This window comes from Mesocryomonas lacus (genome assembly GCF_055730105.2).
The window spans coordinates 24136-49547 of the sequence record NZ_JBUZWF020000008.1 but is presented as its reverse complement, the minus strand read 5'-3'; the positions used below and the strand labels follow the sequence as shown (position 1 = coordinate 49547).

The window sequence follows — 25412 nt, the reverse complement described above, 5'->3', positions numbered from 1 at the left end:
CCGCATGGGGGAACCGCTGGGCATGTTGACCGCGCACTGCAAGGTAAAGCTCGAGGATCCGCAGGAGACCTTGCGCGAACTTCTCGAACATTACGAGGAGCACGGCACCGTGACGCTGGGCGAGGGGACCGGCTTGATCGTCACGCCTTTCGGCACGGCGAATCTCGTCGCCGGCGCGAGGACGATCCGCATCTCCATTGAGGCGGGGGACGAGACCAGCCTCGCCTACATGACCTACGGCATCGCTTTCCATCTCAACGAGTTCTCGCCGGACAGGCCGCCGCTGGTGCGCTGGGAAGGACATCACACGGTGGGGGTGACGCCGCCCTATCTCCGCGAGATGATGGTCGTCTCGGCCGAGGACGTGACGCCATCGATGCGCCGGCTGGTGCTGCGGACGGACAATGTCGAGCGTTTCGCCCGCGACGGCATCCATGTGCGCCTGCTGTTTCCGCCGAAAGGCCGTCCACCGGTCTGGCCGGTGACGGGGGAGGATGGCTGTCCGCAATGGCCGACCGGCGACGACGCGCTGGTCGCCCGCGTCTACACCGTGCGCCGCCTTGATGTCGCGGCCGGCGAGATGACGGTCGACATCCTCCGCCACGACGGCGATGCGACGCCGGGCTCGGTATTCGCCATGACCGCGCAGCCGGGCGACATCGTCGGCGCCGTCGGACCCGCAGGAGACGCGCTGCCGGAGGCCGGCAAGCTCTTCCTCTTCGGCGACGAGACGGCAATCCCGGCGATCGCCCGCATTCTCGACGCGCTTCCACCGACGGGCACCGCCCGCGCCGTCATCGAGATCGCCGGGCCGCAGGAGCGCCAGCCTCTGCCGACCGGCGCCAATATCCACATCGACTGGCTGCAGCGCGGCGAGCGGAGCCTCAGCGAGGCCGCCGCGCTGCTTACCCCCGACGATCTCGGCGAGGATGGCTTCGTCTGGGCGGGCTGTGAGTTCGCTGACTTCAAGGCGATCCGCCGCCATTGTCGCACGGTCCTCGGCTTCGCCAAGCACCGGCACCTCGTCGTCGCCTATTGGCGACGCGGGCATGCGGGCGACCTCGACGGCTGATCCCCGTCGTTCCGCCGGGGCGCAAGTCCCCGGCCAAGCGGCTCGATGATCGCCGCGGCCCCTTCAAGGGCTGCACGGCGCTCGCCCAGTGGTTCGTCGCCTGGTTTCGCCGTCGCCGGGTTGTCCGGCGCTGAGCCGCGCGGCTCAGAAGCGGTACTTGATCGACCCGATGATGTCGCGGCCTTGCTCGCGGTAGCAATAGGCGTCGGCGCAGGTCACGTCCCGCTTGTCGAAGAGGTTCTTGGCGTTGATCTGCGCCGAGATGCCGTCGAGCTTGGGGTTTGCCTTGCCGAAATCATAGGACAGCGCGGCATCGATGAAGACGCGGTCGTCGTTGCGGCGAGTGTTTTCTGCGTCGGCGAAGCTCTCGCCCTGGAAGCGCAGCCCGAGACCGAGGCCGAGGCCCTCGGCAAGGTTTGCCGGCAGCTGATAGCCGCCCCAGACCGAGAACTGATGCGCCGGAATGCCGACCGGCACCTTGCCGACATTGTCGCCGCCGGTGATCTCGAGATCGACATAGGTGTAGGCGGCGGTGAGGTCGATGCCCTCGGCAAGGCTCGTCGTCGCCGAGACCTCGAAGCCGCGGGACTGCACCTCGCCGAGCTGGATCTGGAAGAAGCGGTTGTCGGGGTCCTGCGACAGGACATTGGTCTGGTTGATCTCGAACAGCGCGGCGTTGACCGAGAGGTTCACGTCGTCCGGTGCGTATTTGACGCCGAGCTCGACCTGGTCGCCCTTTGTCGGGTCGAAGGCGAGCCCCGCGGCATTGGTGCCGATGGTCGGCGCGAAGGAGGTGGAATAGCTGACATAGGGCGAGATGCCGTTGTCGAAGAGATAGGAGAGCCCGGCCCGGCCCGAGAACTGTTCGTCGTTCTGCTCGGTGTTCACGAATGTCAGGTCGTTTCGGTTCTTTGTGTCGAGCCAGTCATAGCGCCCGCCGAGGGTCAGCACGATGCGATCGTATTCGGCTTGGTCCTGCAGGTAGAGCCCCAGCAGGCTCTGCTTCGTGTTGGTGCGGGCGCCGAAATTGGCCAGGCTGAAATCATCCCCGGATGGTCCTTCGATCGGCTGTTCCCCGTAGTTGGGATTGACGAGGTCGAACGGCGGCACGTCGGCATTGGCGCCGTAGCGATAGCTGGTATCGCTATAGCTGTAGTCGAGGCCACCAAGCAGCGTATGGGCTACCGGCCCGGTGTCGATGTTGACCTGGACCTGGTTGTCGACGGCGATCGAATCGGCGTCGTCGAAGATCTGCCCGGCGGTGCGGCTGGCGGTGAGCCCGTCATCGGCGATCTTACCGAAGGAAACGAAGCGCATGTTGGTGTCGACCGACTGGTAGCGCAGGTTCTGGCGCACGGTCACGGTGTCGTCGAAGCGGTGCTCGAACTCGTAGCCGATCCGCGCCTGCCGGCTGTCGAGGTCGCGGAAGCGAGGATCGCCTTCCTCCAGATTGGTGATCTGGTTGTTGAAGGTGACGTAGCCCGCAGCGCCGCCGGACGTCAGTTCGGTGTATTCGCCAAGGATGGTGAGATGGGTGTTGCGGTCGGTGGAGCGCAGCGTCAGGGCCGGCGCGATGTAGCGGCGGTCGTCACGGGCGGCGATCAGCTCGGTGTCGGCGCTGCGGGCGATGCCGGTCAGGCGGTAGAGCACGTTGTCATTGCCGCCGAGCGGGCCGGAGGCGTCGAAATTGCCTTGATAGCGCTTGTTCGAGCCGGTCTGCGCCTCGACCTCGCGGAACGGCGCCTCGGTCGGGCGCTTGGAGATAACGTTGACGATGCCGCCGGGCGGGCCGGCGCCGTAGAGCACCGAGCTCGGCCCCTTGAGGACCGAGATGCCGTCAAGGCCATAGGGCTCGAGCCGCAGCACCGAGTAAGTGCCGCCGAGGCTGCGCAGGCCATCGCGGTAGAAGCCGTTATTGCTGACGTTAAAGCCGCGGATGAAGACGGTGTCATAGCGCGGGTCGAAGCCGTAGGTGCCGACGCGCACGCCCGAGGTGTAGGCGACGGCCTCGACCAGCGACTGAACCTGACGGGCTTCGAGCTCCTTGCGGGAGACGACGGCGATCGACTGCGGCACTTTCTTGAGGTCGGTATCGGTCTTGGTGCCGACCCGCGCGGCCTTGGCCACATAGCCCTCGGTCGCAAGGCCACCGCCGGTTCCAACGCCCGCATCGCCGACCGTCCCGCCTTCGAGCGTCACCGCCTCCAGCACGATCGTGTCTTCGGCGGCGGCAAGGCTGGCGGACAGGGCAAGGCAGGAGCAGCCGAGGAGCCCGGACAGGACGAGGCGACGGGGGCGGACCATGGCAAGTTTCCCTGATGACGGCGGCCGGCGGCCGCTTGGCCGTCAGTACGTAAAGTTGACAAATACAGTCAACATTCAGCCGTCCCAAAACCGCCGATCAGGGCGGGACAGGGGGCATTAGCCGGAATTGTTGCCGAAACACCGCAGGAGGCTTGGCCTCAACCTCATCTTGGAATTTCGAAGGAGGGACGATGATACGGTTCCGCGGCGCCCCTTGCGACTGACCTGCCGCCGGAGCACCATCCGCTTCGGATCAACGCCGTGCAGGACATCTGCCCTGCTACGCCCACAAGATTCGCGCCGTTCCGCCCACGACGTTTGCGTTGCCCTGTGTGAAATCGGCGCCGATGCCACGATGGATCATCGCTCCTGGCCCCGGTCCTGCGGCCTCTGACAGCTCGCCGACGCGAAACGCCTCGCTGGACAGAGTAGCCGGCGGACTGCGCTACCAGCTGTCGACGGTCAAGAGCATCGCGACCATGGACCTCCGCACCATTCCCCAGTCGTCAAAACTCACCGCCGGGATCTCGAAGCGGTCGAGGACGACCACCCCGTGGTGCCGCGGGTCCCGCGAGATCTGGACGAACAGGGCCTCGACGGCCTCGACGGAGCCTTCCAGCACCTGCATGACCTTCCGGCCGTCGACCGCCAGAATCCCGGTGATCGCATGGGCACGGTTCCATTCCGCCGACCATGCGACGATCGCGACGAGATCGTCCTGCGTGGTCGCTTCGGAGAGGGTGCTGGCGTAGCGGAGGCGGATGAGCATGAACCGAACCGTATTGTAGACTGCTGAGGTGGTCTTACAGCGGCTCCATCGGAGCCCACCGGCCGGAATGTTGCAACCCTCAAGGGCGACAGCCAAGCGAATGGAACGGTCACGGTGGCCTATGCGCTCACATGCCTATTCCCATCCGGCTCAGCCGCGCCGATCCGTCTATCGCCGATCAACTCGCCATCAGGTCGAGCCGTTGCAGCCGGACAATGGGGTCAGGGGAAGGCGTGGTGCCCAGGGACGGAGTCGAACCGCCGACACTGCGATTTTCAGTCGCATGCTCTACCAACTGAGCTACCTGGGCGCCTTGCTGCGGAGGGATGCGGCAGGCCGCGTCCCTCGCGGGTGGTGGCCTTATATGAAGATCATCCGGCGCTGTCCAGCCACTTTCTTCAGGCAAGGGACGGTGCTGGCCGGCAACCGGTTCTGGCTTGGTACGCTGCGCGGTCGCCTTGGCGCGCTGCGCCGCCGCCACGCTCCGCTTCCCCCCGGCCGATGGCCTTGCGCGAGGCTTTTGTCATTCACAGGGATATCGATTGTTTGCGCCCGGACCGCTTGCGCTTCGCCCGCGGCTATGTCAGAAGGCCCTCGCTTTCAGCAAAAGCGCTGCGGTAGCTCAGTGGTAGAGCACTCCATTGGTAATGGAGAGGTCGGGAGTTCAATCCTCCCTCGCAGCACCATTTTCCTGAGCGAAATTAATAAGATAGCTAGCCATCCCGATCACTGTGCGTACGAGTGGTCGGCTGGGCAGCACGTGGGCAGCACGCGCGCCCGGCGTCGATAAGGTTTGTCGGTTGCAGTCGAATCGCCCAATTGCGCGCCTTGCCGTGGGCGACAAAGTGGTGCCGCCCACGTCCTTCAGCATGCTGCTAGAGCTCGGCACGTTCGTAGTAGCGTGTGGCCTCCTTTAAGAGCGATAGGCCGTAGCCACCGATGCTGTGGCTGAGGTTGTCCGCGGCCAACTTCATAGCGAGAGCTGCGCCGGCGCTCGAGGTGCAGATCGGCGTGTCGAACTTCAGGCAGTCGTAGAGTGGTCCGACCATGGCATCGCGGACGAGCAGCTCTTCGTCGATCGGAAGGTCCGGTAGCGCCTCGAAGCGTGCTTCAGCGGCTTCGAACTCCGTCAGCGCGTTCCACATTGGACAGTGCTCGCGGTCCATAGCGGCCCGGCGCAGGGCCCACACTACCGGATTGGAGCTCAGCAGCGTATCGCAGGCCTCCAGGGTTGCAGGCTCAAGATCCCGACGCAGCATTCTGAGTTCCTGGACGCTCTGGGCGATCTCCGGCGCCTGGTCGAGCTTCAGTGCGATCTGAAGGCGTGCTGCCCAACGTGCATAGGCCTCGGTAGTGAAGATGTCGCTGGACACAGCTTCGCCGGTCGACTGGGTGAGGTCGTTTCTCATTCCATTGCTCCAAAAGATGCGTTGTGCTATTTACACTTGTTCAGATAGCACAAGGTTAATGGGTTGTGAAGCCTGCACAAGTAAGAATGGCGCGAGCGGCGTTGCGGTGGTCCCTGCAGGATCTAGCTAAAGCGGCAAAAGTGCACCGGAACACAATTACAAATTTTGAAAACGAACACTTCGCGGGCAGCCCGGAAGCTGTTCTGGCAATGCGTACAGCCCTCGAGGCCGCTGGCGTTGAGTTCATACCAGAGAACGGGGGCGGCGCAGGTGTGCGGCTTCGTAAGCGTCCCTAGCTTAAGCGGGCTTACTTCGCCGTTATCCGGTAGATCCTCATACCGTATTCGGACGACAATTGGCCCACTCCGCACTCGTAGTCGCCTCGAGACAGCGTGACGTCGTTAAGGTCCCCGGCCATTTTGCTGACCGCCACGCGGCATTCCGAAACGTCCGCCAAGCCCAAGACTTCGCGGTGCTGTGTCAGGTCGCTTCGATCGGGGTAGTAAAAGGCGTCGACCTTTTCCCAGGGCGCAGCAGCCGCCGGCCAGAACATGTTCGCAACGTTCTTGGCTGGGTGGCCTAGAAAGAACCAAAGTGCGATGCCTGCGACGATGAGAAAGCCCATGCGCAATCTAAAGACGTTACACCGTCTTGATCAACCCCGGTACATCGTTTATTTGCGAATGTTGCATATTGTAATGCATACCTGCTAAGCCAACCGAAATTCTCTTTTACATGGAATAATATGCAAAACGACGAAGCGCCGAATAGCGATCTCATAATACTGACGGCCTCCGTTGCCGCCTCATACGTTGCCAACAACCGCGTGGCGCCGACCGAGATTGCTGCTTTGATCGCCAGCATTCACAGCTCGCTCAACGAGCTTGGCACTGAGAAGATCGCTACCCCTGAACCCGTGAACCTGGTGCCGGCGGTTCCGATCAAGAAGTCGGTGACACCTGATTACATCATCTGCCTGGAGGACGGAAAACACTTCAAGTCGATGAAGCGCCACCTGATGACTAAGTTCGGCATGACGCCGGATGACTACCGTCGCAAATGGGGTCTGCCGTCTGACTACCCTATGGTAGCTGCGGATTACGCCACAAGACGTTCCGCGCTAGCAATGAGCTTTGGCCTTGGACGCAAGAGGTCAGGCGAGCCAGTTTCTGAGAAGCCGGCTCGCAAGGCTACCCGCAAAAACGCTGACGCGTCTTAACCGTCATAGAACCAGGCAGCCGAGGGTCGCGACGATCCTCGCTGCCAGAATTGTATCTCCCCGAAATTCCTTGTTGCCGGTGAGGGGGCTCTTCCCATCGGACGGGCAGACCACAGGAACCATTAGCCAGTTCCCGGCTTTTCTTGATCGAGGGAGAGCTTGGATGGAACAAGTCGCTGCACTGATGCTGCTAGTTGGCTGCAACACCAACGCATCAACTTGTACCGAACTGCCGGCTCTTTGGTCGCGTACGAAGATGTCGCTGATTGCGAAGCCGACATGTCCTTACAAATGCGGCTCAGTGGCTCGTCGGCAGACAAAATTTACGGCGCCTGTAAGGCTGTGACCGAAGATGTTTTTGAACAATCGGCGACGGTGGACTGGACAATTTCCCAGAGTGGAAAGCTGCTGGTGACCTTCGATGCCGAGCCGCAGCTTGTCGCTACCCGGTAGAAGCTCTCTACCGGAAAATTGATCGATACCGCACGGTCAATGAAAAATTAACACCTGAGAATGTTTGCCCGTCTGCTCGCGCCTAAAGCTGTCCTCCTCACGAGGGAGAAGACATGCACAAGCCGAGAGACGTCAGCCATATGGTCGGGCATCCCTATTTTCGGGGGCTTGAAGAGCGCCACGAAAAAGGAACGGGTCTCGAGCTCGCCTTAGAGGAAATGGATGCACGCAGGCGTAAGTCTGCCGAACTTCGAGCCGCACGGGAAAAGGCTGTAATTCGGCAAGATTGATGCGGCTTTGAAGCTATTCATCATCTTCATGCGGCTCAGCAATAGCACTTGGTTGGCTTGTCGTTGCGCGACCATGCGCCTGGGTCCCTCCGGCCAGCCATTGGCCCTGCTGTTCCGAACCCATAGGATACGGGCAATCGTTAGCGAGAACCCCTTTGCCGTGTGCTTCGACGCCTTCGTTGAACCATCGACCGATCATGACATGCCTCTAAACTGGAACCTGCATATGGTGCAGGGCATGCAGACAATATCGCCGGCGATTGATTCCGAAAACCGTCCTTGTCGGAAGCCAAATCGCAATGGCGGGAACTCGTCGATATGCCAAAGCGCTACGGTGCAGCACGACCGCCATGACGGATTCCAAAGAGACCGGATCCACACTGGGACGGACATCATCCAAGCATTTGGCCATCGTCGCCGTACATTGCCTCATAGATATCGGCCCGCCAGGACGCCAAGAGCGAATGTTGGGATCGCGATGCTCATGATCAGAAAGATTAACAAAACCCAGCCGCTCATTTTTTAGGAGGCTCCGCCCACGGGCATCTGGTTGTTCGGGCTCGTTCCAACTGGATCTGGCTTCGACACGGTGCAGTCCCTCCTGGTTAATGGGGCAAGAAGGTGCGGAAGCGTTCGTTCCGTAAGCTACTGCAACCACAGACGTTAACGGCCATTAAGGCTTGCTTGGTTGAAACAGCTTTTGAGGCCTGTCTATGATTATTTCGACCTCCCGTCGCTCTGCGCCACTCGCCACTTCTGCGCCCGTGTGGCAGGCCTGCGCGACCGCTGCTGCCGTGTTGATGGTAGGAGCAATGATCTTCGTTTGAGGACTGCATGACGAAACTGCTGATCATCTCGCCGCAGACCGGGGCAGCGGGCATGACAGCCGACATCATTGTCATCGCAGGGGATTATGCCGGCACCCCGGTCAAAGCCCTCCACAAGGCGAGTATGTCATTCCAGAAGCCGGTCGTACTGATCGCTGGGCTGATGGAGTTGGAAGGGACGAACAGGTCCCGGCTGCTGGCTGAGGGACGCCGGCAATCAAAGAAATATCTCCGCCTACGGTTCCTCGAGCGTGATGTGACTACGATCGAGGGGGTGCGCTTTATCGGCATGCACAAGCCCGATGTCGGGCTCATTCTGGACGCACTGAATGAACCGCACGATGGGCCGACTGTCATCGTCACCTATGACGAGCCGCGGGACGACATTGAGGCCGTTACCAGGACCGGCAAGGTGACGCGATGGGTTCATGCTGGCACTACGACGAGGGAACCGCTGGTCGTTGAAGTCTGATTGCCCTAAGTCGTCGCCATGGATATCACCGCACCGAAGAACCCGCCTGAGCACCCCGACCGCGGCATCGACTGCGAGTTCGCGATGGAGCCGACCTTTCAGGAAGCCATAGCCGGTGCCATGATCGCCGGCTGGAGTGAGGCCGAGGTTGCCGAGGCGATGCTGGAGCTGGCGCGGAACCACATTGCAGGCTTGCTAGCGGATGCCGACACCGACATGGACATCGAAGCTGCGGCACGTTCGGTGATGTAAATGGAACTCATTGAAAGTGAATGACTTTTTAGGGATTGCAGGTTAAGCTTCCGGCATATCTTGAAGGGCATCCTCCTATCGTCTCTCATCCACATCTCCCATTGGCGACCGAATACCGGCGCCAAGATTCTCTGCAAGACGTTCGCGATGTCGATCTGCTGCGGATGTTGGCCGAGTGCGCCGACTGGTCGGTGGCAATGGAGGAGTTCCGCGGATCTCTTGTGACGCCGGCAGCCCTGACGCTGTGGCGAGTTCTAATCCAGTCCGAAACCGATACGGTTGCCAAAGCGCACGATCGGATCAAAGTGGAAATCCTTGGGAGAGCAGATAGCGCAGCATCTGATGCCGTGCCGGCCCCCGGCGAAATTCTTCAACCACTGACCGGCGATGACGAGGCCCAGGTGAGCGATGACAGAATTTCGGCATAATTCGCGAGGGCGCACCTGACCCGAAAGGCATAGCCGGGATGTACGGCGACGATATCAACCCGGCCCAGCTGCTGGAGGCACTAGCCGCCTTTACTGCAGATCAGAAGCTGTCCAAGGGAAAGGCAATCCGCGTGCTGGTGACGGATATGCTGATGCAACTCGGCTACCTTCCCCCTGTGCCGGTTGGGGCCATTTCAGAAGGCTTGGTCTACCGTAGCTCGAACGGCGACACCTGGTCTTTGGCGACGGATGGCGCTGGTGGATTCTCGGTTATCCATCGTGCGAACGCTGCTTCAGGTAGGATGGAAACAACCACTCCAGTGGATCGGTTCTTGCAACGGAATGCAGGAGGCCCTGAGAAGCAAGCAGTTCGAGCGGCTATGGACGCTGCCGCATCCCGCAAAACCTAGTCCCAGCCCATACCATTGCTTTCGCCAAATATCGTATCTGTTTCATCTGCTTCAGCGGCCGTCTCTCGATAGCGTATGCAAAAAAAGGAACCTTCGACAGGTCGATTGATTAATTAGCCGGACACTTCAATGGCTAACTAATCATTAGGGCGGTGGAAATGGCTCTAGATACGACGAGAATGGAGCCGGTCCTTATCGAGACTGGTAGCGGGCAGTGGAGTGTGATCGACTTGAGCACGAAATTGCCCATACGGGTGCGCCAGAAGGTTTTAGAAGGAATGTCTCTTTCTGAAGCGGACAATGCATTGTCATTGCTCAGATTGATCAGAGGGCTTGGCGAAGGTCCTCTTACTTCAGATGCCCGCCGCGGTCGTCAAACCAACTGAAGATTTATAGGTGCACTCGGAAAGGCGACATCGGCTGAGTAGCCTTTACCTGTTCGATGAGATTGAGCGGGTATCCGAACGTTTCCGCAATTTCGGTTACCCCTGCGCCGATCTCGATCATCGCCTCAATGATGCCCTGATCGGTTTCCGACAGGGTGGGTATCACCCGTATCGCTACGCCGATTTTCGCAAGGAATGCCACCATAGTCTCTCCTGCGAGCGGTTACCTTGAAACAGATGCACTGAGCAGATTGAGGCTACCTAAACGCTTGAAACTAAATCGTTTAGGTAGCTATTTGGCCGTACAGCTGGAGATGGTAGTGAGGATAGCGGGGAAACGGACGGTGAATGCCGAGCCCCAGCTTGACTGCAGATTGCTCAGTGACCTCACGCTCTTCGCCAGACTCTAAAATACGGTGATGGCGGCTGGGTGTCTGACGCTTTCGACGAGCATCAACACGTCAATCATGGGCCGGCGCACCATCTGCCACGCCGGAAAGTGGATGCGATTGATCTCATCATGGCAAAGAAGGACGACGCCCTCGTGCCGCCTGTCCAATCGGATGCGATCGAACAGCTGCTCGACAACTAGAGCTTTGCCTTCAAGGATTTGGATTACCTGAAAACCGTCGAATGCCAGAACGCCGGTGACATAATGCTCGCGGTTGTAATGGTCCGACCACTTTACAAGTGCGTTGATCTCGAGCTGGCCGATACCAGGGCAAACTTGAGACGCATAAACGATGCGGATCGGCATGGGCGCTTTCCGCTATGTCAAGAAGGTACAGAGCGCTTGGCTTCCTTAGATAGCAAGGAGCAAACCGAACGAGCTACATAGCCCCCCAAACGGCGACTAACGTTCTCACTTCCGAAAGGCTAGGCCGTAAACCTCGGTAGTTCTCCTATCCGCGTCGTGTACCGTGGTGCCGGACCTAGTCGTCTGCATCTTTCCGCAGCTTGAGCTGATCCCGGAACTTCACCATCGCAACCGAGCGCCCATCCTCGTCGAATATCTCAATCTTTTGTCCGTCGATCTCGACACCCAGGCGAACTTTTTCAGCCAGCATCTCCCGAGCTGCTTCCTCGGCCTCGACTCGGGCTGCATCGACGTCAGGATGGGTCTTTTCCTCCAGATCTTCGATGAATTTTTCGTCGTCATGGATATGCAAGAAGAATTTTGGCATATGACGCTCCTGTTCTGGAGCAAATGCACAACGACTGCGAAACGTTGCGGACCTCGACCGTACAGTCAGGCGCTCTCTACGACTGCGTTCGCCGAAGCTGGCGGTATAACGTCTTCGTAAAAGGCCTCAGGAATTCCATAACTGCCGGCAGCTTGCTCCTCCAGTATCTCCCGGTTGGTGATTTGGATCACTCCTCGAGTTGACCGGATCGCACGTTCCCCTTCCAATTTATGTATCGCTGCGGTGACGCCTGCTCGTCGAACGTTCAACATCATCGCGAGAAGTTCGTGGGTGATCCGGAACTCATCGCCGTCAATGCGGTCGTGGTACATCAGAAGCCACCGCGCCAAGCGCTGGTTGATTGTGTAATTGGTAGCGGCCAGCAGGGTGTATTCAGACTGCAGCTCGCAGGTCATCACATATCGTGTCAGCAGAAGCCGGAAATCGCGACTTTCGTCCATGACGTCTACCAGGCGCTCGGTTCGCAACGAATGACCGTTTCCGGCCACCTGCATGACGATCCTGTTCGTCGCCTTCGCGCCACCGAGCACGACCGGCTTCCCTGTCATGCCTTCGTTGCCGACGTGGCCGCTCTCTGTCACTTCGTCGTTCCGGCCTACGATCAGACGTGAAGCGATACCCGCCTCTGGAAAGACGACGAAATCGATCGGCTCACCAGGAAGCTCAATGATGGCGCCAAATGGTAGATTGATCGGTTGTAGATTTGCAGCGATCAGCTCGAAGTCCGGAAGAGACAGGGCCTTTAGCAATCGGTTACGGAAAACTGCTTGCGATAGGATTCTCGTCATCGGTCGGTCCGGAACTCGCCGGCAGCGCGCACTATTGCCGCTTGTTCCGGAGTCGTAGCGTGTCTTTCGGAGTACGCTAGAAAAAGGTCTAGCACACCGGGTCGCATCCGTTCCTGACGTAGTCTACCTTACTATGCAGTCACCTTCGGCAGTTCCCCTATCCGTGTCGTGTAGCGGAGCGACCGCATGTCGAACTTCGTCGCCCATTGCTGACGGATGCCGGCAGCTGCAGGAGCAATGGTCCCGCAGCCTAACCTTCCATTCACGGCATCGATGACGCCCATCAGCCTCTCGGACTGCTCCCGGTCCCGTCGATCGAAAAGTGGCCGGGATGCGGTGACGGCACGGATCAAGTCGTCGATGATGATTCCCGCCTACGCGTACAGGAAGCCAACGCGGCCAATCGCCCCGCTAGGCCTTTCCAAAGTCTAAGTTGCAGGCGGACTATTTGGGGCGGTTTTCTTAGCGCTGTTCGCAACAGCGTTTCGGTAGCATAAGCTCATGAAAATGGAGAGGCGCCAACGGCGAAATGGGCGCCTCTCCTGCTCACCCCGCAGAAATGCAAAGCTTGCAAACGAATCTGGAGTAGGCGGCATTTGTCGTCAACCTCAAGAACCGCGACAAGCGCTACCTACCTTAGAATTTTGCTGAGGCGGGTATCGGCGGCGAGATGACCGAAGCCGCCATGGGTCGCCGACACCAACTTCGACAGCCACGCTTCGGCATCGGTAGCCCTCTTGTTCGCTCTGGCGGCATCTTCGTATGCACGGCTAATTTCGCTCTGAGCCAATGATAACTGTGCTTGCAGAGACCGCAGCTCGTCCCTCGAAATATCGGCCTGCAGAGCAGCCTTCGAAGCCATTTGCTTGACTTGAGCTTCACTTTCGGAGAGTGCTGCCGCTGCGCTTTGGACCAGCTCTAGGGCAGTGGACCAGTCTTGAATTGCGGTAGCATCACGACTGGGAAGTGTCCGCTGCGATTGCTCCGTAGTTAAAAATGCCCCCTCCAGTTCGAGATCCAGTGTGCTCGGGATATCGAAGCCGAGGTCGGCGCGTGTCTCGAACCGCTTGTCGGTTTCCATCCCAGTTCACCCTTACTCAAACGCAGCCCACGGTGTGACGTTAGCGGAGAAGACCAGCTCAGCGAGCGACTAGGCTTCTAAGCGATCTGCCTTCGAAAGGTTCATCGCTGCGCCAGGTATTTCCGCCCACGTAACGAACCGCCTCCATCCTCCTCTGCCTCGCCCTGTCACCCGTGATGTCGGCGGGGATCATTCGGGCGCTACCGTAGGCCCAGAGGCATCCAGCTCAACCAAGATCTCCCTTCGAAATGCGATGATTCTAGGCGATCTGGTGCAAAACTTGACAGTTTTATGACCGCTAGTTGGCTTGCGATCTGTTTAGTGATTACATACGAGAGACGGGAGGAAATCCCGCGGGAGAAAATGTCATGATCAGGACGTTCGATCACGCAACAAAGCTGAGCAGCAAGGTGGCTTCGCCACGTACGCAGTTTGGGCCCGCACGAGGCATTGTTATCGGTTTCGTAATCTGTGCGGCGTTCTGGGCTGGGCTAGCGATCGTAGTGTTTGGCTGACGGCTTCGGACCATCCTCCCGGCGTTCGGTGCCTGCATAGTCTTCGACGGCGACTCTGCGATCCGTATTTGGCACTGGCGGCGGGAACGGTCTCTTCGTCTCGCAATAAACCCAGCCGCCGTCACACCTCCTCCGAAAAAAATTGTGTTTTCGAGAAGAGGGATGGGTCTGCATTTCGATGAAGTAGCGCAGCCAACTGATTGGCTGCCAGTCGCCGTCATTCGGAAGGTCGATCTTCTTCAAGCTGTCATCCAATTCGCGCCCGCCCATCAACAGGGTATCGACCCGTAAAGTTCAACTAGCTCCCAGTATTCTGAAACTTGGCGGCACCTATACGGATCGGTAATGTTTTAAAAAAGGCTCGCCCTTAGCAGGCGGGCCTTTTCGTGCGCGGAGCACCTCTGAGAACTCGTCCCTTACTGCCGCCGGGTGCGGAAGCATGCCTGGCCAATCCCTCTCATGCTCCGACCGGGCTACCCTACAGCATACTGCTCGCCGAACGTGCAATTCGCTCAAAGTTTTCGCTCACTAGACACATATGGAAACGCGTGACAACTTTACGATGCGGCATCCGCTAAGGACCCGCATGTTTAGCGTCCAGTTGCTCCCAACGGCTGGACCTAATCAGAAACGAGCCCCGTCGCCCTCGCCAGCGGCGGGGCTTTGTCATGTTCGGCCTATGGCCATTCCAACACGACGAAGACCCGTATTGGCATTGCCAAGATCATCACGACGTTGCGCTTGAAGCTCGATACGTGGCGAGGCGGGTTCACGCGTCCTCATCGTGGTACGATGATCGCCGAAACCCCACGCAAGCGCAATTCGCCGGCACATGAGGAGGCATCGAAGATCCTAGCCGAGCAATTGGCCCTAAGCATGTGCCGACACATCGAGATGATCGAGTAAGAGGGGAAGCCGGGACATAGGTAGCCGGGCTTGTCGCAATCGCGTTGGTGCGTTACTGCACTCCTAGATTGCAAGGATTTTTTACGGGATGATCGAGATCAGCAGTGGGGACGAGGCCCTAGTCGACGCCGCCGTTGGAGCGCAGATAAAGTTGTATCGCCGAGCTATTCATATGAGCCAGTCGACGCTTGCCAAGCAGATTGGCGTGACGTTTCAGCAGGTTCAGCGGTATGAAAACGGAATGAATCGCGTGAGTGCGAGCAAGCTACACCAGATAGCTGAAGTGCTAGACGTTGAGCTAATCGAACTTTTCAAACCGGTGGAAACAGACACGTCAAAGCACGGTCGTCTCGGTCCAGCGGATGATGTAGTGATGTTCATTGGGACAACCGAGGGGCGGCAGCTCAATAAGGCGTTTGCGGGCATATCCGACGGGCTGATTAGGCGGAAATTGGTCGAGCTCGTTCAAACCCTGGCTCAATAGAGACGCGTTATTCTGGCGGTCACATCCAGTCGCAGTTTACGAGTGTGTCGTGCTGTCCTAAGTCGGTAGACGGCTTTCCTTCCAGGGGATCTGACAGGCATGCTCAAGGCCAAATCAGTTGAAGCTATCGATGCTACAATCGGTGCCAAGATTAAGACGCGCCGGATTTTGATGGGAATGAGCCAGCCAACGCTAGCTGCGGCAATAGGGGTCACAGTCCTGCAACTGCGAAAATACGAAAAAGGGATTAGTCGTATCAGTGCAGGCCGTTTACATTCGATTGCAGAAAGCTTGAGGCTTACTGTCGATGAAATTTTTGAGGCGTCGGTGCCTGGTGAACTACTGAGTTCACAGCCAGAGCGATTTTCTCTAGCGCCACTCCAGGAATTTCTTACGACGTCTGAAGGCCTGCATTTAAATCAAGCTTTCGCCAAGGTAAAAGATGGACGTATCAAGCGGCGATTGGTTTTTCTAGTGTTAGCTGTTAGTGAGCGTACCGACTAAGATGTTGGGACCGCTTTAACGCTACCAGTGCGCTTTCGGGGTTAATGGTTGCCAATGGGCATAGAAGACTTACATTCCGAAGAATTACGGGCGACCTGATCCGATGTCGCCCGTAATTTAGTTCAGGAAAAAGTCAGGTTGTTGAAGGGAGTGTTTGCTGGGAAAGTCGCGTCGAGCGAATTGCCGGTGGAGCCGCCCTGGGTCAACTTCTCGATCGAGCCGTGAGCACGAAGGGTTGGAGCTTCGTAAGTCTTCTTAGTCATTGGTCTCTTTCCGCCGTCACAAATAGTCGACGTATCTTGGGAGGTTACGTCGCGTTGGGTGCCAAAGGCGAGATGTCGGTAAGCCTAGGCCGTAGGCTTTAAGCACTCAGTTCGAATATCGCTAGGCACTATTGATGACGCATTTGGGAGCTTGTGCGAGCCTGTATGGAAGGGGGCGCGCACCGAACCTGCTTGGCGGTCGTGGCGTCGTGGAGCGCCACGACATCTAGGTCTGACCGGCGCAAAACCAGATCGATCGGTCGACACTAGGGCCCCGAAAGGATCACTTTCCGGAAGCTTAATGAGCTGTTTACCATTGGTGGGACCTGGGAGGGATCACCTATGTATCTGCAGAAGCGTTCGGTCAGAGTCGTGCTTGCCGTTCTAGCAGTTCTGGCTACCGCCTATGAGGCAGCCGCAAAGTCCAGTCCGTACCTATTTTGAGATAAGCCGCTTTCGCCTTTCCGAGGGTGACAGCGGACGTTTGCGTTCTGTGGGTAGCCGCGGCCCCCGTTTGTGCAGGCCACGGGAATAGGGAGCCGTCGTGGATATCGAGGACGTGTTAGACGAAAACAACAAGCTGATCGATGAGGCAGACGAGGCCCTAATCGCGGTTGCAGATTTCGCGTTTCTTATCCGACCTCAAGCCGTTGGAACGGTTGGATCCGTCAGAAGGCGCATCCCGATCCAAACACTGCTTGACGAGCTCGTGGAAATCCGCGCCCGGCTAATCATCAGGCAAGCTTATCTGGAAGCTGGACGAAAGCTACATTCGTAAGTTTCGACGTGCGCAGGCACGAACCGGCGACACCTCGTGCAAAATGTCGCCGGCTCCGTGCACCTGCTTCAGCGCTGCACTGGATTGGCTTAGGCGCTGGTAACTGATCCTACAGCGCTCGACCTTGCCTGACCCTAGTGGCTGGCCCACGAGGCCTGTTCAAGCGGCTTTATCCTCGGACGTCCGATGAGCAGCAGCGATCGCGTTCGAAACGTCGCACAGGACTTTCTGAAGATGCTCGATTTCCGCGGAGACCTCGCCTTGCCGCCGGTGTAGCGCCTCGATTAACTGATGCTCCGACTTTGCTCCAAGCAACTGCTTCACTTCGACGAGCGAGAAGCCGAGATGGGCAAGGTCCGTGATCTTCTTCAGGTGGGCCACGTCAGCATCGCTGTATATGCGGCGCCCGTTCGAGATGCGCTTAGGCGGAATGAGGCGGAGCTCCTCATAAAAGCGTATCGTCCGTAGCGTGACGCCGAGCATCGCAGCGACCGCGCTAATGGTGTGCGGATGGGTATCTTTAATCGTAGCCAACTGGCGCTCCTGATGTGCGGCCTAAGCGCCTGCAGACTGGTTCTGGATTGCGGTGTCCTTCCGTGGAAGGTTTTTGGATAACGAAGACCGGCAGGCTGCCGGTCCGCTAGTGCATCGCCCGCGTAAATTCGAGGATGGCCGCTTGGCCCTTGGTGACGCTGTAGAGGTTGCACATGAGCTACCATTTGGCCGGCTCAAGGCACGCGTCTAGTTCTGGAGGTATCAGCACTGTATGGCGGCCGCATAAAATATTAGAGTACGGGCGGCAACCTAAGGCGCCGCCCGTGAAGTTTTTAAGAGAAGGTGATCTGGCTGAAGGGCGTGCCGGTCGGGAACGCCGCGTCGAGGTTGTTACCAGTCGAGCCGCCCTGGGTAAGCTTCTCGATCGAGCCATGAGCGCGAAGGGCTGGGGCTTCGTAGAATTTCTTGGTCATTTTAGATCCTTCCGTCACCTCTCGGGCGACTATGGGTTTGTATGTTTTGCATAGAGTTATCCATGCATTTTAGGTTCTAGGCTTCGTCGAGCACTTAGCAACTCAGTCGCCACTTTGAGCTACTGAATGATGTGCTGGATAACGCTTGCTGGGCAGCGGGGAGTCAGACTTTCATGGCAACAGGCAAGCTACAGTCATGCTTGATCGGCGATAGTCGATTACCAGCTTGATGCATCCCTGGTCTGTTCCGTCGTCTCGCTGTAGCAGGTGCCCTTTAGGCGGCGCTGTCTGGCTCAGCCAGCGCCGCCCTTAGGCCGTTCTAAGGGGTGTTTCCCCGGATCAGTCGTTCCTGTCCCTTGACGTTTTTGCGCAGTGCTTCGTCGAGCAGGTGTGTACCTCTGGTGGGAAGCACCGGCAGGAAAATAGGCGAGAATGACGAAATGTCGTCATTTGGATATGGCGCTTTGGCTTCGCTAAGGCCGCTTTTCGGAGCTAATTCCTTCGTGGAGGGCACACGGTCAGGACGCATTCTGTGGATAGAGGTTCTGGAGCGGTCGGGGTGCCCGATCATCCGAAAGGATCATTTATGAACGACAACCGTAATCCGGACTGGCGCCATGACAGCCCGCCTAAAGTCGATCGGCAGCGTGCTCTGGAGCATTACGTAGCTCTCGCCGAAGAGGCATCGGAATGGCGTCGCCTGGGTGGGGTCAACGTTAACATTGTATCGAAGCAAGTTCCGATACGGCTCGGCGGGCGATAGCTCCTCACCAGCATGGCCAATCATGCTGAAGCTGGTGTCCTTCCAGGCGGCGCTACCCGAGACCGGGAGGCGCCGCCTTCATGTTTGCGATTGTCCTAAGCGAAATAGTCGGCCGTGACGCTACTTTGAACCACGCCTTGGAGGACAATGGAGCCACTGTCTGCAACGAGGATGGAGGCAAAGCCATCTGCTGCAGTCCCCAGGGTGTAGCCTCGGCCGCCAAGTTCGATGCGGTCGCCTTCGTTGAAGATGAAGTCGGTGATCACGTCCCGGCTGGCTGTCGAATAGACGAAGCGGTCCGCTCCTCGGCCGCCGGTGTAGAGGTTGTTGCCGTCGCCACCAATCAGCCGATTGGCACCTGATCCGCCGATGAGGGTGTCGCTCCCGATCCCGCCATAGACAGTGTTCGGCCCTGTGCCGGAAATCTCGACGCGATCATCCCCGCCATTACCGTAGACGACGTTAGCACCATTCCCGAACACTAGGATGCGGTCGCCGCCGTCTGTCGGGTCGTTGATCTGGGAGCCGCCGTAGATCGTGTTATCGCCATTGCCGCGCAACTCGATGACGTCCCCGTCGCCGGTTCCGCCAAGGATGCTGTTGGCGCCATCGCCGGAGACCGATATGCGGTCAACGCCTAATCCACCGAACACCGTGTTGGCGCCTGATCCGTTCACGACCACGGTATCATCGCCCCCGTTTGCGTAGATTAGGTTCGAGCCGTTGCCGGTTATGGCAATGCGATCAGCCCCATCGAGCGTGTCGGTCAGCAGCGACCCGCCAAGGACGGTGTTGGCCCCGTCGCTATTGATGGTGATGTCGTCTCCAGCTCCGGTGCCGCCTGAGACGTAGTTCGCCGCTCCACTGGTAGCGGAAATAGAGTCCGCCCCCAGGCCGCCATAGATCTGGTTCGCACCGCTGGTGATGGAGGTGATTACGTCATCGCCGCCGTTGCCATAGATCAGCGCAGAGCCAGCTCCCGATACGGCTATGCTATCTGCACCATCGCTGGGATCGGTCACCATCGTGCCGCCATAGATCAGCGCTGTCTCGCCGAAGCCTGGTGTGGCTGTGATCCGGTCCATTTCGGCACCGCCGATAAGCGTGTCGTTGCCGGAGCCGCCGTTGATCGTGTCATTGCCAGCAAGAGCAAAAATGCTGTCCGATCCAGCACTACCCGTGAGTAGGTCGGGTCCAGGGGTTGGCGTTGTCGACACAGAAGGTGGTGCCGGAGGAACAGGTACGGTTAGCGTCACGTCGTTGCCGTCACCACCCCGATAGCTGATTTGCGTAGCTACACCGCCAATGTTGACAGTCGCGCCTTCCGCCAAGTTTCGGAATGTATCGACGACGGCATCCGAGGTCCCATCGTTATCGATGATCGTAAAGCTTTGCCCTGCCGATGGGATGAAGCCAGCGAAGGCGTTCGCTGCCAGAGTTGCATTGCCCAGACTAACTGCACCAGTCACTTTAATCTGGTCGTAGGCTGTGCCGGCACTACCGAAAATATCGACTTGGAAAATTGAGCTAAGGCTGAGAGATAGACTCCCAGTCGAAAGCAAACCCGCTGATGCGCTTGTGCCTGCGCCCGCAGCACTTGCTCCCAGCACACCTTGGACCTGCACTACTATACTACCACCGATCGTCCCACTGCCGCCAAGACGGCCGCCACCTGCGACCGTGAATGCAGAACCTGCAGACGTTAAGCCATCGATAAACAGTGCACTGTTGTTGCCGACAGTTGTAGACCCTGTATAGGTGTTAGCACCTGTAAGCGTCAGCGAGCCGCCATTAACAAGCACGGTGCCTGTAGGTGTTGGCCCAGAGTTGTAGTCTTGAATAACGCTATCGAGCGTCTGGGTGACATTTGTAGCTGCACCAGTGTCGATAGCAAGAAAATTTCCGACGCTGATCGAGCCGCTAATCGTGCCCTGAGAGATCCCATTGCCAAGTACCAGCGTGTTTAGGCCGCCGGTGAAGTTGAGAGCAGCCGCTCGTGTTCCAGTACCACCATCGCCGAAGCCGCCAGAAATCAAACCGCTATTGACGATAGTAAGGTCCTGTCCGCTAACCCCGACGCCGCCAGTTCCGCCACCGCTCCCGCCATTCCCTCCTATAATCGAGGTGACAGAGCCACTTGCCGCCGGTCCAACTGTGATCGATGAGGAATTTGCCTCAATTCCGCTACCGCCAGCGCCGCCAGCCCCACCAATAGCTCCATTCCCACCGTTTCCGCCCGTGATCTTACTATTATCCAAGAGGGTGACACTGGAATTAAAGACGCCCGTTCCTCCAGTTCCGCCAGCTCCTCCACTTGATTGAGCACTATTTCCGCCGGCACCGCCGTTGCCGGCTTGGATGGCAACATTCACAGCTAGGGTGAGATCTGTTCCTGAAGCCGTTCCAACGAAGCCATATCCTCCGGCGCCACCTCCGCCGCCTCCCGCGAAACCGTAACCAGTGCCGCCGGCTCCGCCAGACAGTGCGCTAAGCGATGCCGTGATCTGAACTCTGCCGGAGCCATCCTCTGCAGCGGCGCCTCCACCGCCTCCGCCGCCGCCAGCGCCTTGGTTGACAGTAGTTCCAGCCCCACCATCGCCAGCCGCGTTGAAGCGAGTTCCCGCGGTGCCGCCAGCTCCTCTGCCGGCACCGCTTTGGTTGCTCCCTCCAAGTCCGCCCGCGCCACCCTGATTAATCGCTGCGCCGCCGCCGCCTCCGCCGCCGCCGCTGGTACCACCGACGCCGAAGGGCTTGCCAATTGCGCCATCGTTTCCGATGCCACCTGTGCTGTCTTCAGCGCCACTCCCAGCTACTCCGGGAATGCTATAACCACCGTTACCGCCTGCCATGCCATCAACCCCATGCCGGCCATGCTATGCTGGCCATCCCCCGCAAGTATCCTCTCGCAATTCGTATTGCGCTCTGGATGCTCACGCCAGAGGCGTTGGCTGAATCTATGAGCTCGATGAGCAGGGAGGTGTGACCGGAGTTCGCAGGTGGGGCCGGTGGCACCCAGGCTCGGTGGTAACCGCAACCAGGGTGCCTTCCGAATCCGAACGCGTTAGCAGAACAGTCTCGGAGCGTGCCCCCAGCATTCCAAACCAAGGGTGCATCATTTAAGCTATCCATTCGCGGCGTAGTTCCTGACGCAGTCTCAATGGTTCTTATTCGTACCGTCCCAGGAACAAGTCACCTAGTGCTCTGCGCTTGCTATTGGTAATCCGCCTCTGCCGAAGGTGCTCCTGCTTATCGTGGAGGATGTTGCAGCGCTGGCAAAGTGCCTTGAAGTTCGACATTTCGTTGTTGCCAGGATTATGGTCGAGATAGGCACAGGCCAGCACCACCTTCGTCTGCCTCACCATGGTGCCTGGAATGAGGGGAGGGAGGTTGCGCACTACCCGGCCCTTTCCAGATCGCCACAGGCCTGCCTAAGAGTCCCCACCAGCGGCCGTCGCCGAGGTGCGAGACAGTTTCCCCATGAGGACGACCGCAGGATTCAAAGCGGCCCTTAACGCGCCGAATGCGGATCATGTTTGAGAGCTGAACACAGTCGATCGGGTAGAAGAACCGGTGGCGACACATCGGATGGCATCAGCGTGTTTTAAAACTGTCTGTTCCTCCCAGATGGATAATCAAAGCTGTCTGTATCGAACTGACAGACCTTTCGTTTACCACCGAGTCTGGGATGACGCACGGCCGACGCGCGAAGCATGGAGTTCCTAACTTGGCGATACACGTTGGCACTGCCGGCTGGTCGATCCCCACTGCGATAAAGGATCGGTTTCCATCGTTTGGTACTCACCTCGCGCGCTACGCTCAGACTTTTTCAGTAGTCGAGATCAACACCAGTTTTTACCGCCCCCATCGCCGAACAACATATGAAAGGTGGAGTGCTTCCGTACCACCGAAATTTCGCTTTAGTGTTAAGCTCCCGAAGGCCATCACGCACGAATGCCGGCTCTCGAATTGCTCGGACTTAGTTGCACGTTTCGCTGACGAGAGTAGCGGACTAGCAGAGAAACTGGGAATTGTGCTGGTGCAACTTCCACCAAGCTTGGCCTATCCCGGTGAAACAGCCGAACGTTTCCTTGAAGATTTAAAAACTGCGACGGGTGTCAGGGTGGTCATAGAGCCGCGGCACGCCAGTTGGTTCTCGACCGACGTCGACGGAATGTTGGTTCGCCAGCACATTGCTAGGGTAGCCGCCGATCCCACGCGGCATGTCTCAGGCGAACATCCCGGGGGCTGGACGAAGCTTGCCTATTTTCGTCTGCATGGGTCTCCGCAAATTTACGCTTCTTCGTACGATCAAAGAGCAATCGAGGCGCATGCATCGGTTATTGCTTTGCTAGCGGCGGACGGTACGGAGGCTTGGACAATCTACGACAACACGATGCATGGAGCCGCAGCCCAGAATGCCCTGCAACTTCAGCATCTCAGCACGTAGGACGGGACCCAATCGACACGGTAGGCACGTGCCCCAGTTAAACAAATGATGCGATGAAATTAGATCGCTTTCGGACCGGAACGTCATGACAGCTCCATACTTTCTCTTTGGGCACCTGTACCCGGGAGAGAGTAATGAAAAAGCTTATTGCAATAGCATTGGTGGCTGCTTTCGCTTCGTCCGGCCCTGCTTCGGCTGCGTGCGCGCCTTCATCACCGGACGCCGTCACGAGCAAAGCGCCTAAAGACGCTGCCAGCGATCCAAAAGCCGCCGAAGCTAAAGGCATTGCGGAGGACGGGCAGCATGTTCCGATGGAGACCGACCCGAACGCGCCAGGAGTTACCAAGTCAGAGGGCGGCACCACTACGAACATCGCGGAAGCCGAGACCGAGATTGCCGCGGCTGGAACCAAGGCAAGCACCACGGACGCAGGTAAGCCAAGCACCACTGACCCTCAGAGCGCCGCCTGTCCGCAATAAGAAAGTCGGTAATGACGGCTGCCGTAAACGTAAAGAAGACTTAGCAGAAAAACCAAGCGGCACTTTCTACCCTGCGATACTTGATAGATGTTCGGGAGGGTTACTCTTCCGGGCATCTTCTCGATGTTCTTCTGAAGAAAATATGCGTGGGTCGCCTACTCTTCCGAATTAGTAAGGGGTTGATTTTCACGCTTGCGCGTCTCGTTGTCTTCGTACCCGACCGCCTTGCCTGCAGAATCCTTCAGGCCAGTCTTCGAGTTGTTTTTTGCGTCGAAGCCACCGATGGTTTCAGTCTTTTTGTCTGCCATTCCGCTTCCTTTTCCCTTTACCCGAGAGTTTACTGGAAACGAGGCGGGGAAGTCGGAGTTCCGGTTCGCTACTCGATGCTCGGCATCGCGAAGCCGGATCACGATATTTGCGTCGTACCGGATCTATCTGACCGCATCGACGAGCACCTTGCGAGTTCGTTCGGCCAATTATGCTCGTCGATCAGCATGTTCCGCCTCTTCGGGGCTTTGGGTTGCCCAGCTGGGCGACATGCTTTTGCTGGTGATGGATCGCCTACATCCTCGAGGGGTCGGCGGTCGCCTTTGCTAATGCATCCAGTGGGACTACGACGCTACATGGAACTGACTCGTCGCTACTGACCAAGGATTTCCGGCATCGGACCCAGCCCCTTCTCGAATGCTAAGCTGCTTGCGTACCGGAAACCTAGCGTCCGGACGAGGCTCGACGAATGCACAGCGCTTAGCCGACTTGCCATCCAAAAATCGGCCACCAGTTTTCCTCATCCAACAGGGACAGATGACATGGCAGATCACGCAAACACATGGAAAGAATGGCGTGAGCTGGTGAACATGACGCCGGCAGCGCTCGAAAAATGGTTTGAGGCGAAGGACTCGAAGTCGGTCGGCGACACTAAGTCAGGCGCGGCTTCGAGCGGCAAAACAGGTGATGGAGAGTCGACCGGGCATAAGTCCGGACGTAGGATCATCGAAGTCAAGAACTCGACCAAGGATGAACTCAGTGATGACGACTGGGCGCACATGGCCAAGGTCGTTGGATACATCAAACGACATATCAAGCAGCGCCCGGATGGTAATGTCAGTGACCAACTGGACCTACTCGTTGAAAAACTGGGGGCATGATCCGTCCAAGGATTAACGTTCGAGCGAGGGCGGGGCGAAGCTAAAGGAACCCCGACTTCGCTGCTGCCCCATAGCCGTAGCCAAATTGATCAGCATCGCCGCCATCACTCGGATTACCCCCTTCCCAAACCGCATCCACGTCTCACATGCCTTAGAAGTATGGTCTAAAGATCGTTGTATCATCGACAAATTCACTCATGGGCCGCTTTCAACGGCGAGATGCTTTCAGTTTGGAACGACTAGGCGTCGCCGACCTTCCACCATCGACCAACTGGAGGACGTCATGTCTCAGATCGACAGCAGCAATCTCAACGACGCGAGCCACGGTGGTGGAATTGGCGACATCTCGCGTCAGCCGGTAGACCAGTCGTCTCAGAACCCCGGCAACGGCGAGCCGGTCATCCTTCCCGACGAAGAGGATGGCGTAGGCGTGATCGAGGATGACGACCTGAACAGCGGGGATGATGTAATTCCCGTTGAAGAGGGCGAAGATCCAGACGACGACGCGGACTCGACGCAGGGTATGCCCAGCTAGAAGGCCGTTAAGAGAAAAAAGGGGTAGGTAAGCTGTACCTACCCCCTTTTTCATTTCAGTGCCTCACCGTCTTTGCAAGGCCGTCCGACTAACACATGATGCCAAGGAAGCGGGAACGGCGGGATCACTGCAAGTCCTCGCCCCATACTTTCGGATCACCCGAAGTGCTCGCCTACGGTCTGCCGTTGAGCCTCTGTCCAATCAAGCGCCGGATCTCGACCGCCACTTATCTACGCGCCGTCACCGACATCGTCTTC

At 58.2% G+C, this 25412-nt stretch carries 32 protein-coding genes and 2 tRNA genes; 16 read left to right on the top strand and 18 right to left on the bottom strand.

Annotated elements, in window-relative coordinates; genetic code table 11:
• Window positions 1-22 precede the first annotated feature (22 nt).
• The gene (locus tag ACZLZQ_RS21635; RefSeq protein WP_472951155.1) at window positions 23-1072 is read left to right on the top strand and encodes a DUF2218 domain-containing protein; all 1050 of its coding nucleotides are present in this window, start codon (window positions 23-25) and stop codon (window positions 1070-1072) included.
• Window positions 1073-1216: 144 nt separating this feature from the next.
• Here the strand turns inward: ACZLZQ_RS21635 and ACZLZQ_RS21630 are convergent, their stop codons facing one another.
• The 3 genes from ACZLZQ_RS21630 to ACZLZQ_RS21620 form a co-directional block, all read right to left on the bottom strand.
• On the bottom strand, window positions 1217-3376 hold the full coding sequence (locus ACZLZQ_RS21630) for a TonB-dependent siderophore receptor (protein WP_472951154.1): 2160 nt from the start codon (window positions 3374-3376) through the stop codon (window positions 1217-1219).
• Window positions 3377-3821: 445 nt separating this feature from the next.
• Window positions 3822-4145 carry a BLUF domain-containing protein gene (locus ACZLZQ_RS21625; protein ID WP_472935765.1) on the bottom strand — a complete coding sequence of 108 codons (324 nt, stop codon included), beginning with the start codon at window positions 4143-4145 and terminating at the stop codon, window positions 3822-3824.
• Window positions 4146-4379: 234 nt separating this feature from the next.
• Window positions 4380-4455 (bottom strand) — tRNA-Phe (locus ACZLZQ_RS21620).
• A gap of 301 nt (window positions 4456-4756) precedes the next feature.
• Here ACZLZQ_RS21620 and ACZLZQ_RS21615 point away from each other — a divergent pair.
• Window positions 4757-4831 (top strand) — tRNA-Thr (locus ACZLZQ_RS21615).
• Between the two features lie 189 nt (window positions 4832-5020).
• Here the strand turns inward: ACZLZQ_RS21615 and ACZLZQ_RS21610 are convergent.
• Window positions 5021-5554, bottom strand: coding sequence for a hypothetical protein (locus ACZLZQ_RS21610; protein WP_472951153.1), 534 nt, complete (start codon window positions 5552-5554; stop codon window positions 5021-5023).
• Window positions 5555-5640: 86 nt separating this feature from the next.
• Here ACZLZQ_RS21610 and ACZLZQ_RS21605 point away from each other — a divergent pair, with 86 nt between their 5' ends.
• Window positions 5641-5850, top strand: coding sequence for a helix-turn-helix domain-containing protein (locus ACZLZQ_RS21605; RefSeq protein ID WP_472951152.1), 210 nt, complete (start codon window positions 5641-5643; stop codon window positions 5848-5850).
• Window positions 5851-5861: 11 nt separating this feature from the next.
• Here ACZLZQ_RS21605 and ACZLZQ_RS21600 read toward each other — a convergent pair whose 3' ends face one another.
• Window positions 5862-6179: a hypothetical protein gene (locus ACZLZQ_RS21600; protein WP_472951151.1), complete on the bottom strand. Its 318-nt coding sequence runs from the start codon at window positions 6177-6179 to the stop codon at window positions 5862-5864.
• A 120-nt stretch (window positions 6180-6299) separates the two neighbouring features.
• Here ACZLZQ_RS21600 and ACZLZQ_RS21595 point away from each other — a divergent pair, with 120 nt between their 5' ends.
• The 6 genes from ACZLZQ_RS21595 to ACZLZQ_RS21570 all read left to right on the top strand — a co-directional run bounded on the left by ACZLZQ_RS21595 (window position 6300) and on the right by ACZLZQ_RS21570 (window position 9905).
• Window positions 6300-6773 carry a Ros/MucR family transcriptional regulator gene (locus tag ACZLZQ_RS21595; protein WP_472951150.1) on the top strand — a complete coding sequence of 158 codons (474 nt, stop codon included), beginning with the start codon at window positions 6300-6302 and terminating at the stop codon, window positions 6771-6773.
• A gap of 279 nt (window positions 6774-7052) precedes the next feature.
• Window positions 7053-7226 (top strand): hypothetical protein, encoded by a 174-nt coding sequence (locus ACZLZQ_RS21590; protein ID WP_472951149.1) that lies wholly within the window; start codon window positions 7053-7055, stop codon window positions 7224-7226.
• Between the two features lie 1124 nt (window positions 7227-8350).
• Window positions 8351-8815 carry a metallophosphoesterase family protein gene (locus tag ACZLZQ_RS21585; protein ID WP_472951148.1) on the top strand — a complete coding sequence of 155 codons (465 nt, stop codon included), beginning with the start codon at window positions 8351-8353 and terminating at the stop codon, window positions 8813-8815.
• 18 nt (window positions 8816-8833) lie between these two features.
• Entirely contained in the window at window positions 8834-9067 is a 234-nt protein-coding gene (locus tag ACZLZQ_RS21580; RefSeq protein ID WP_472951147.1) for a hypothetical protein, read from the top strand.
• Window positions 9068-9168: 101 nt separating this feature from the next.
• The gene (locus ACZLZQ_RS21575; protein ID WP_472951146.1) at window positions 9169-9495 is read left to right on the top strand and encodes a hypothetical protein; all 327 of its coding nucleotides are present in this window, start codon (window positions 9169-9171) and stop codon (window positions 9493-9495) included.
• A 38-nt stretch (window positions 9496-9533) separates the two neighbouring features.
• Window positions 9534-9905: a hypothetical protein gene (locus tag ACZLZQ_RS21570; RefSeq protein ID WP_472951145.1), complete on the top strand. Its 372-nt coding sequence runs from the start codon at window positions 9534-9536 to the stop codon at window positions 9903-9905.
• Window positions 9906-10295: 390 nt separating this feature from the next.
• Here the strand turns inward: ACZLZQ_RS21570 and ACZLZQ_RS21565 are convergent, their stop codons facing one another.
• The 7 genes from ACZLZQ_RS21565 to ACZLZQ_RS21535 all read right to left on the bottom strand — a co-directional run bounded on the left by ACZLZQ_RS21565 (window position 10296) and on the right by ACZLZQ_RS21535 (window position 14123).
• Window positions 10296-10496 carry a hypothetical protein gene (locus tag ACZLZQ_RS21565; protein ID WP_472951144.1) on the bottom strand — a complete coding sequence of 67 codons (201 nt, stop codon included), beginning with the start codon at window positions 10494-10496 and terminating at the stop codon, window positions 10296-10298.
• A 201-nt stretch (window positions 10497-10697) separates the two neighbouring features.
• Window positions 10698-11048 (bottom strand): BLUF domain-containing protein, encoded by a 351-nt coding sequence (locus ACZLZQ_RS21560; protein WP_472951143.1) that lies wholly within the window; start codon window positions 11046-11048, stop codon window positions 10698-10700.
• A 175-nt stretch (window positions 11049-11223) separates the two neighbouring features.
• Window positions 11224-11475, bottom strand: a complete 252-nt coding sequence (locus tag ACZLZQ_RS21555) for a DUF6894 family protein (RefSeq protein WP_472951142.1) — start codon at window positions 11473-11475, stop codon at window positions 11224-11226.
• Between the two features lie 65 nt (window positions 11476-11540).
• A complete protein-coding gene (locus tag ACZLZQ_RS21550) occupies window positions 11541-12284 on the bottom strand; it encodes a Crp/Fnr family transcriptional regulator (protein WP_472951141.1) in 744 nt (247 codons plus the stop codon).
• 131 nt (window positions 12285-12415) lie between these two features.
• Window positions 12416-12568 (bottom strand): DUF4113 domain-containing protein, encoded by a 153-nt coding sequence (locus tag ACZLZQ_RS21545; protein ID WP_472951140.1) that lies wholly within the window; start codon window positions 12566-12568, stop codon window positions 12416-12418.
• Between the two features lie 347 nt (window positions 12569-12915).
• On the bottom strand, window positions 12916-13365 hold the full coding sequence (locus tag ACZLZQ_RS21540; protein ID WP_472951139.1) for a hypothetical protein: 450 nt from the start codon (window positions 13363-13365) through the stop codon (window positions 12916-12918).
• Between the two features lie 491 nt (window positions 13366-13856).
• Window positions 13857-14123: a hypothetical protein gene (locus ACZLZQ_RS21535; RefSeq protein WP_472951138.1), complete on the bottom strand. Its 267-nt coding sequence runs from the start codon at window positions 14121-14123 to the stop codon at window positions 13857-13859.
• Between the two features lie 751 nt (window positions 14124-14874).
• Between ACZLZQ_RS21535 and ACZLZQ_RS21530 the strand changes: the two genes are divergently transcribed.
• Both ACZLZQ_RS21530 and ACZLZQ_RS21525 read left to right on the top strand, forming a co-directional pair.
• The gene (locus ACZLZQ_RS21530; RefSeq protein WP_472951137.1) at window positions 14875-15270 is read left to right on the top strand and encodes a helix-turn-helix domain-containing protein; all 396 of its coding nucleotides are present in this window, start codon (window positions 14875-14877) and stop codon (window positions 15268-15270) included.
• Between the two features lie 99 nt (window positions 15271-15369).
• Window positions 15370-15774 carry a helix-turn-helix domain-containing protein gene (locus tag ACZLZQ_RS21525; protein WP_472951136.1) on the top strand — a complete coding sequence of 135 codons (405 nt, stop codon included), beginning with the start codon at window positions 15370-15372 and terminating at the stop codon, window positions 15772-15774.
• A 122-nt stretch (window positions 15775-15896) separates the two neighbouring features.
• On the opposite strand, the gene ACZLZQ_RS21520 is transcribed toward ACZLZQ_RS21525, so the two are convergent.
• Window positions 15897-16037: a lasso RiPP family leader peptide-containing protein gene (locus ACZLZQ_RS21520; RefSeq protein ID WP_472951135.1), complete on the bottom strand. Its 141-nt coding sequence runs from the start codon at window positions 16035-16037 to the stop codon at window positions 15897-15899.
• 544 nt (window positions 16038-16581) lie between these two features.
• On the opposite strand from ACZLZQ_RS21520, the gene ACZLZQ_RS21515 reads away from it, so the two are divergent.
• Entirely contained in the window at window positions 16582-16815 is a 234-nt protein-coding gene (locus tag ACZLZQ_RS21515; RefSeq protein ID WP_472951134.1) for a hypothetical protein, read from the top strand.
• 159 nt (window positions 16816-16974) lie between these two features.
• Here ACZLZQ_RS21515 and ACZLZQ_RS21510 read toward each other — a convergent pair whose 3' ends face one another.
• The 4 genes from ACZLZQ_RS21510 to ACZLZQ_RS21495 form a co-directional block, all read right to left on the bottom strand.
• Window positions 16975-17349, bottom strand: coding sequence for a MerR family transcriptional regulator (locus tag ACZLZQ_RS21510; protein ID WP_472951133.1), 375 nt, complete (start codon window positions 17347-17349; stop codon window positions 16975-16977).
• A gap of 293 nt (window positions 17350-17642) precedes the next feature.
• A complete protein-coding gene (locus ACZLZQ_RS21505) occupies window positions 17643-17783 on the bottom strand; it encodes a lasso RiPP family leader peptide-containing protein (protein WP_472951132.1) in 141 nt (46 codons plus the stop codon).
• A gap of 858 nt (window positions 17784-18641) precedes the next feature.
• The gene (locus ACZLZQ_RS21500) at window positions 18642-20918 is read right to left on the bottom strand and encodes a beta strand repeat-containing protein (RefSeq protein ID WP_472951131.1); all 2277 of its coding nucleotides are present in this window, start codon (window positions 20916-20918) and stop codon (window positions 18642-18644) included.
• A gap of 2 nt (window positions 20919-20920) precedes the next feature.
• Entirely contained in the window at window positions 20921-21349 is a 429-nt protein-coding gene (locus tag ACZLZQ_RS21495) for a hypothetical protein (RefSeq protein WP_472951130.1), read from the bottom strand.
• Window positions 21350-22270: 921 nt separating this feature from the next.
• On the opposite strand from ACZLZQ_RS21495, the gene ACZLZQ_RS21490 reads away from it, so the two are divergent.
• Together ACZLZQ_RS21490 and ACZLZQ_RS21485 are read left to right on the top strand one after the other, a co-directional pair.
• Window positions 22271-22993, top strand: a complete 723-nt coding sequence (locus ACZLZQ_RS21490; protein WP_472951129.1) for a DUF72 domain-containing protein — start codon at window positions 22271-22273, stop codon at window positions 22991-22993.
• A gap of 134 nt (window positions 22994-23127) precedes the next feature.
• Window positions 23128-23472 (top strand): hypothetical protein, encoded by a 345-nt coding sequence (locus ACZLZQ_RS21485; RefSeq protein WP_472951128.1) that lies wholly within the window; start codon window positions 23128-23130, stop codon window positions 23470-23472.
• Between the two features lie 155 nt (window positions 23473-23627).
• Here the strand turns inward: ACZLZQ_RS21485 and ACZLZQ_RS21480 are convergent, their stop codons facing one another.
• The gene (locus ACZLZQ_RS21480) at window positions 23628-23780 is read right to left on the bottom strand and encodes a hypothetical protein (RefSeq protein ID WP_472951127.1); all 153 of its coding nucleotides are present in this window, start codon (window positions 23778-23780) and stop codon (window positions 23628-23630) included.
• Between the two features lie 501 nt (window positions 23781-24281).
• Between ACZLZQ_RS21480 and ACZLZQ_RS21475 the strand changes: the two genes are divergently transcribed.
• The gene (locus ACZLZQ_RS21475) at window positions 24282-24620 is read left to right on the top strand and encodes a DUF3140 domain-containing protein (protein ID WP_472951126.1); all 339 of its coding nucleotides are present in this window, start codon (window positions 24282-24284) and stop codon (window positions 24618-24620) included.
• A gap of 283 nt (window positions 24621-24903) precedes the next feature.
• Entirely contained in the window at window positions 24904-25155 is a 252-nt protein-coding gene (locus ACZLZQ_RS21470; protein WP_472951125.1) for a hypothetical protein, read from the top strand.
• The last annotated feature ends 257 nt before the right edge of the window (window positions 25156-25412 follow it).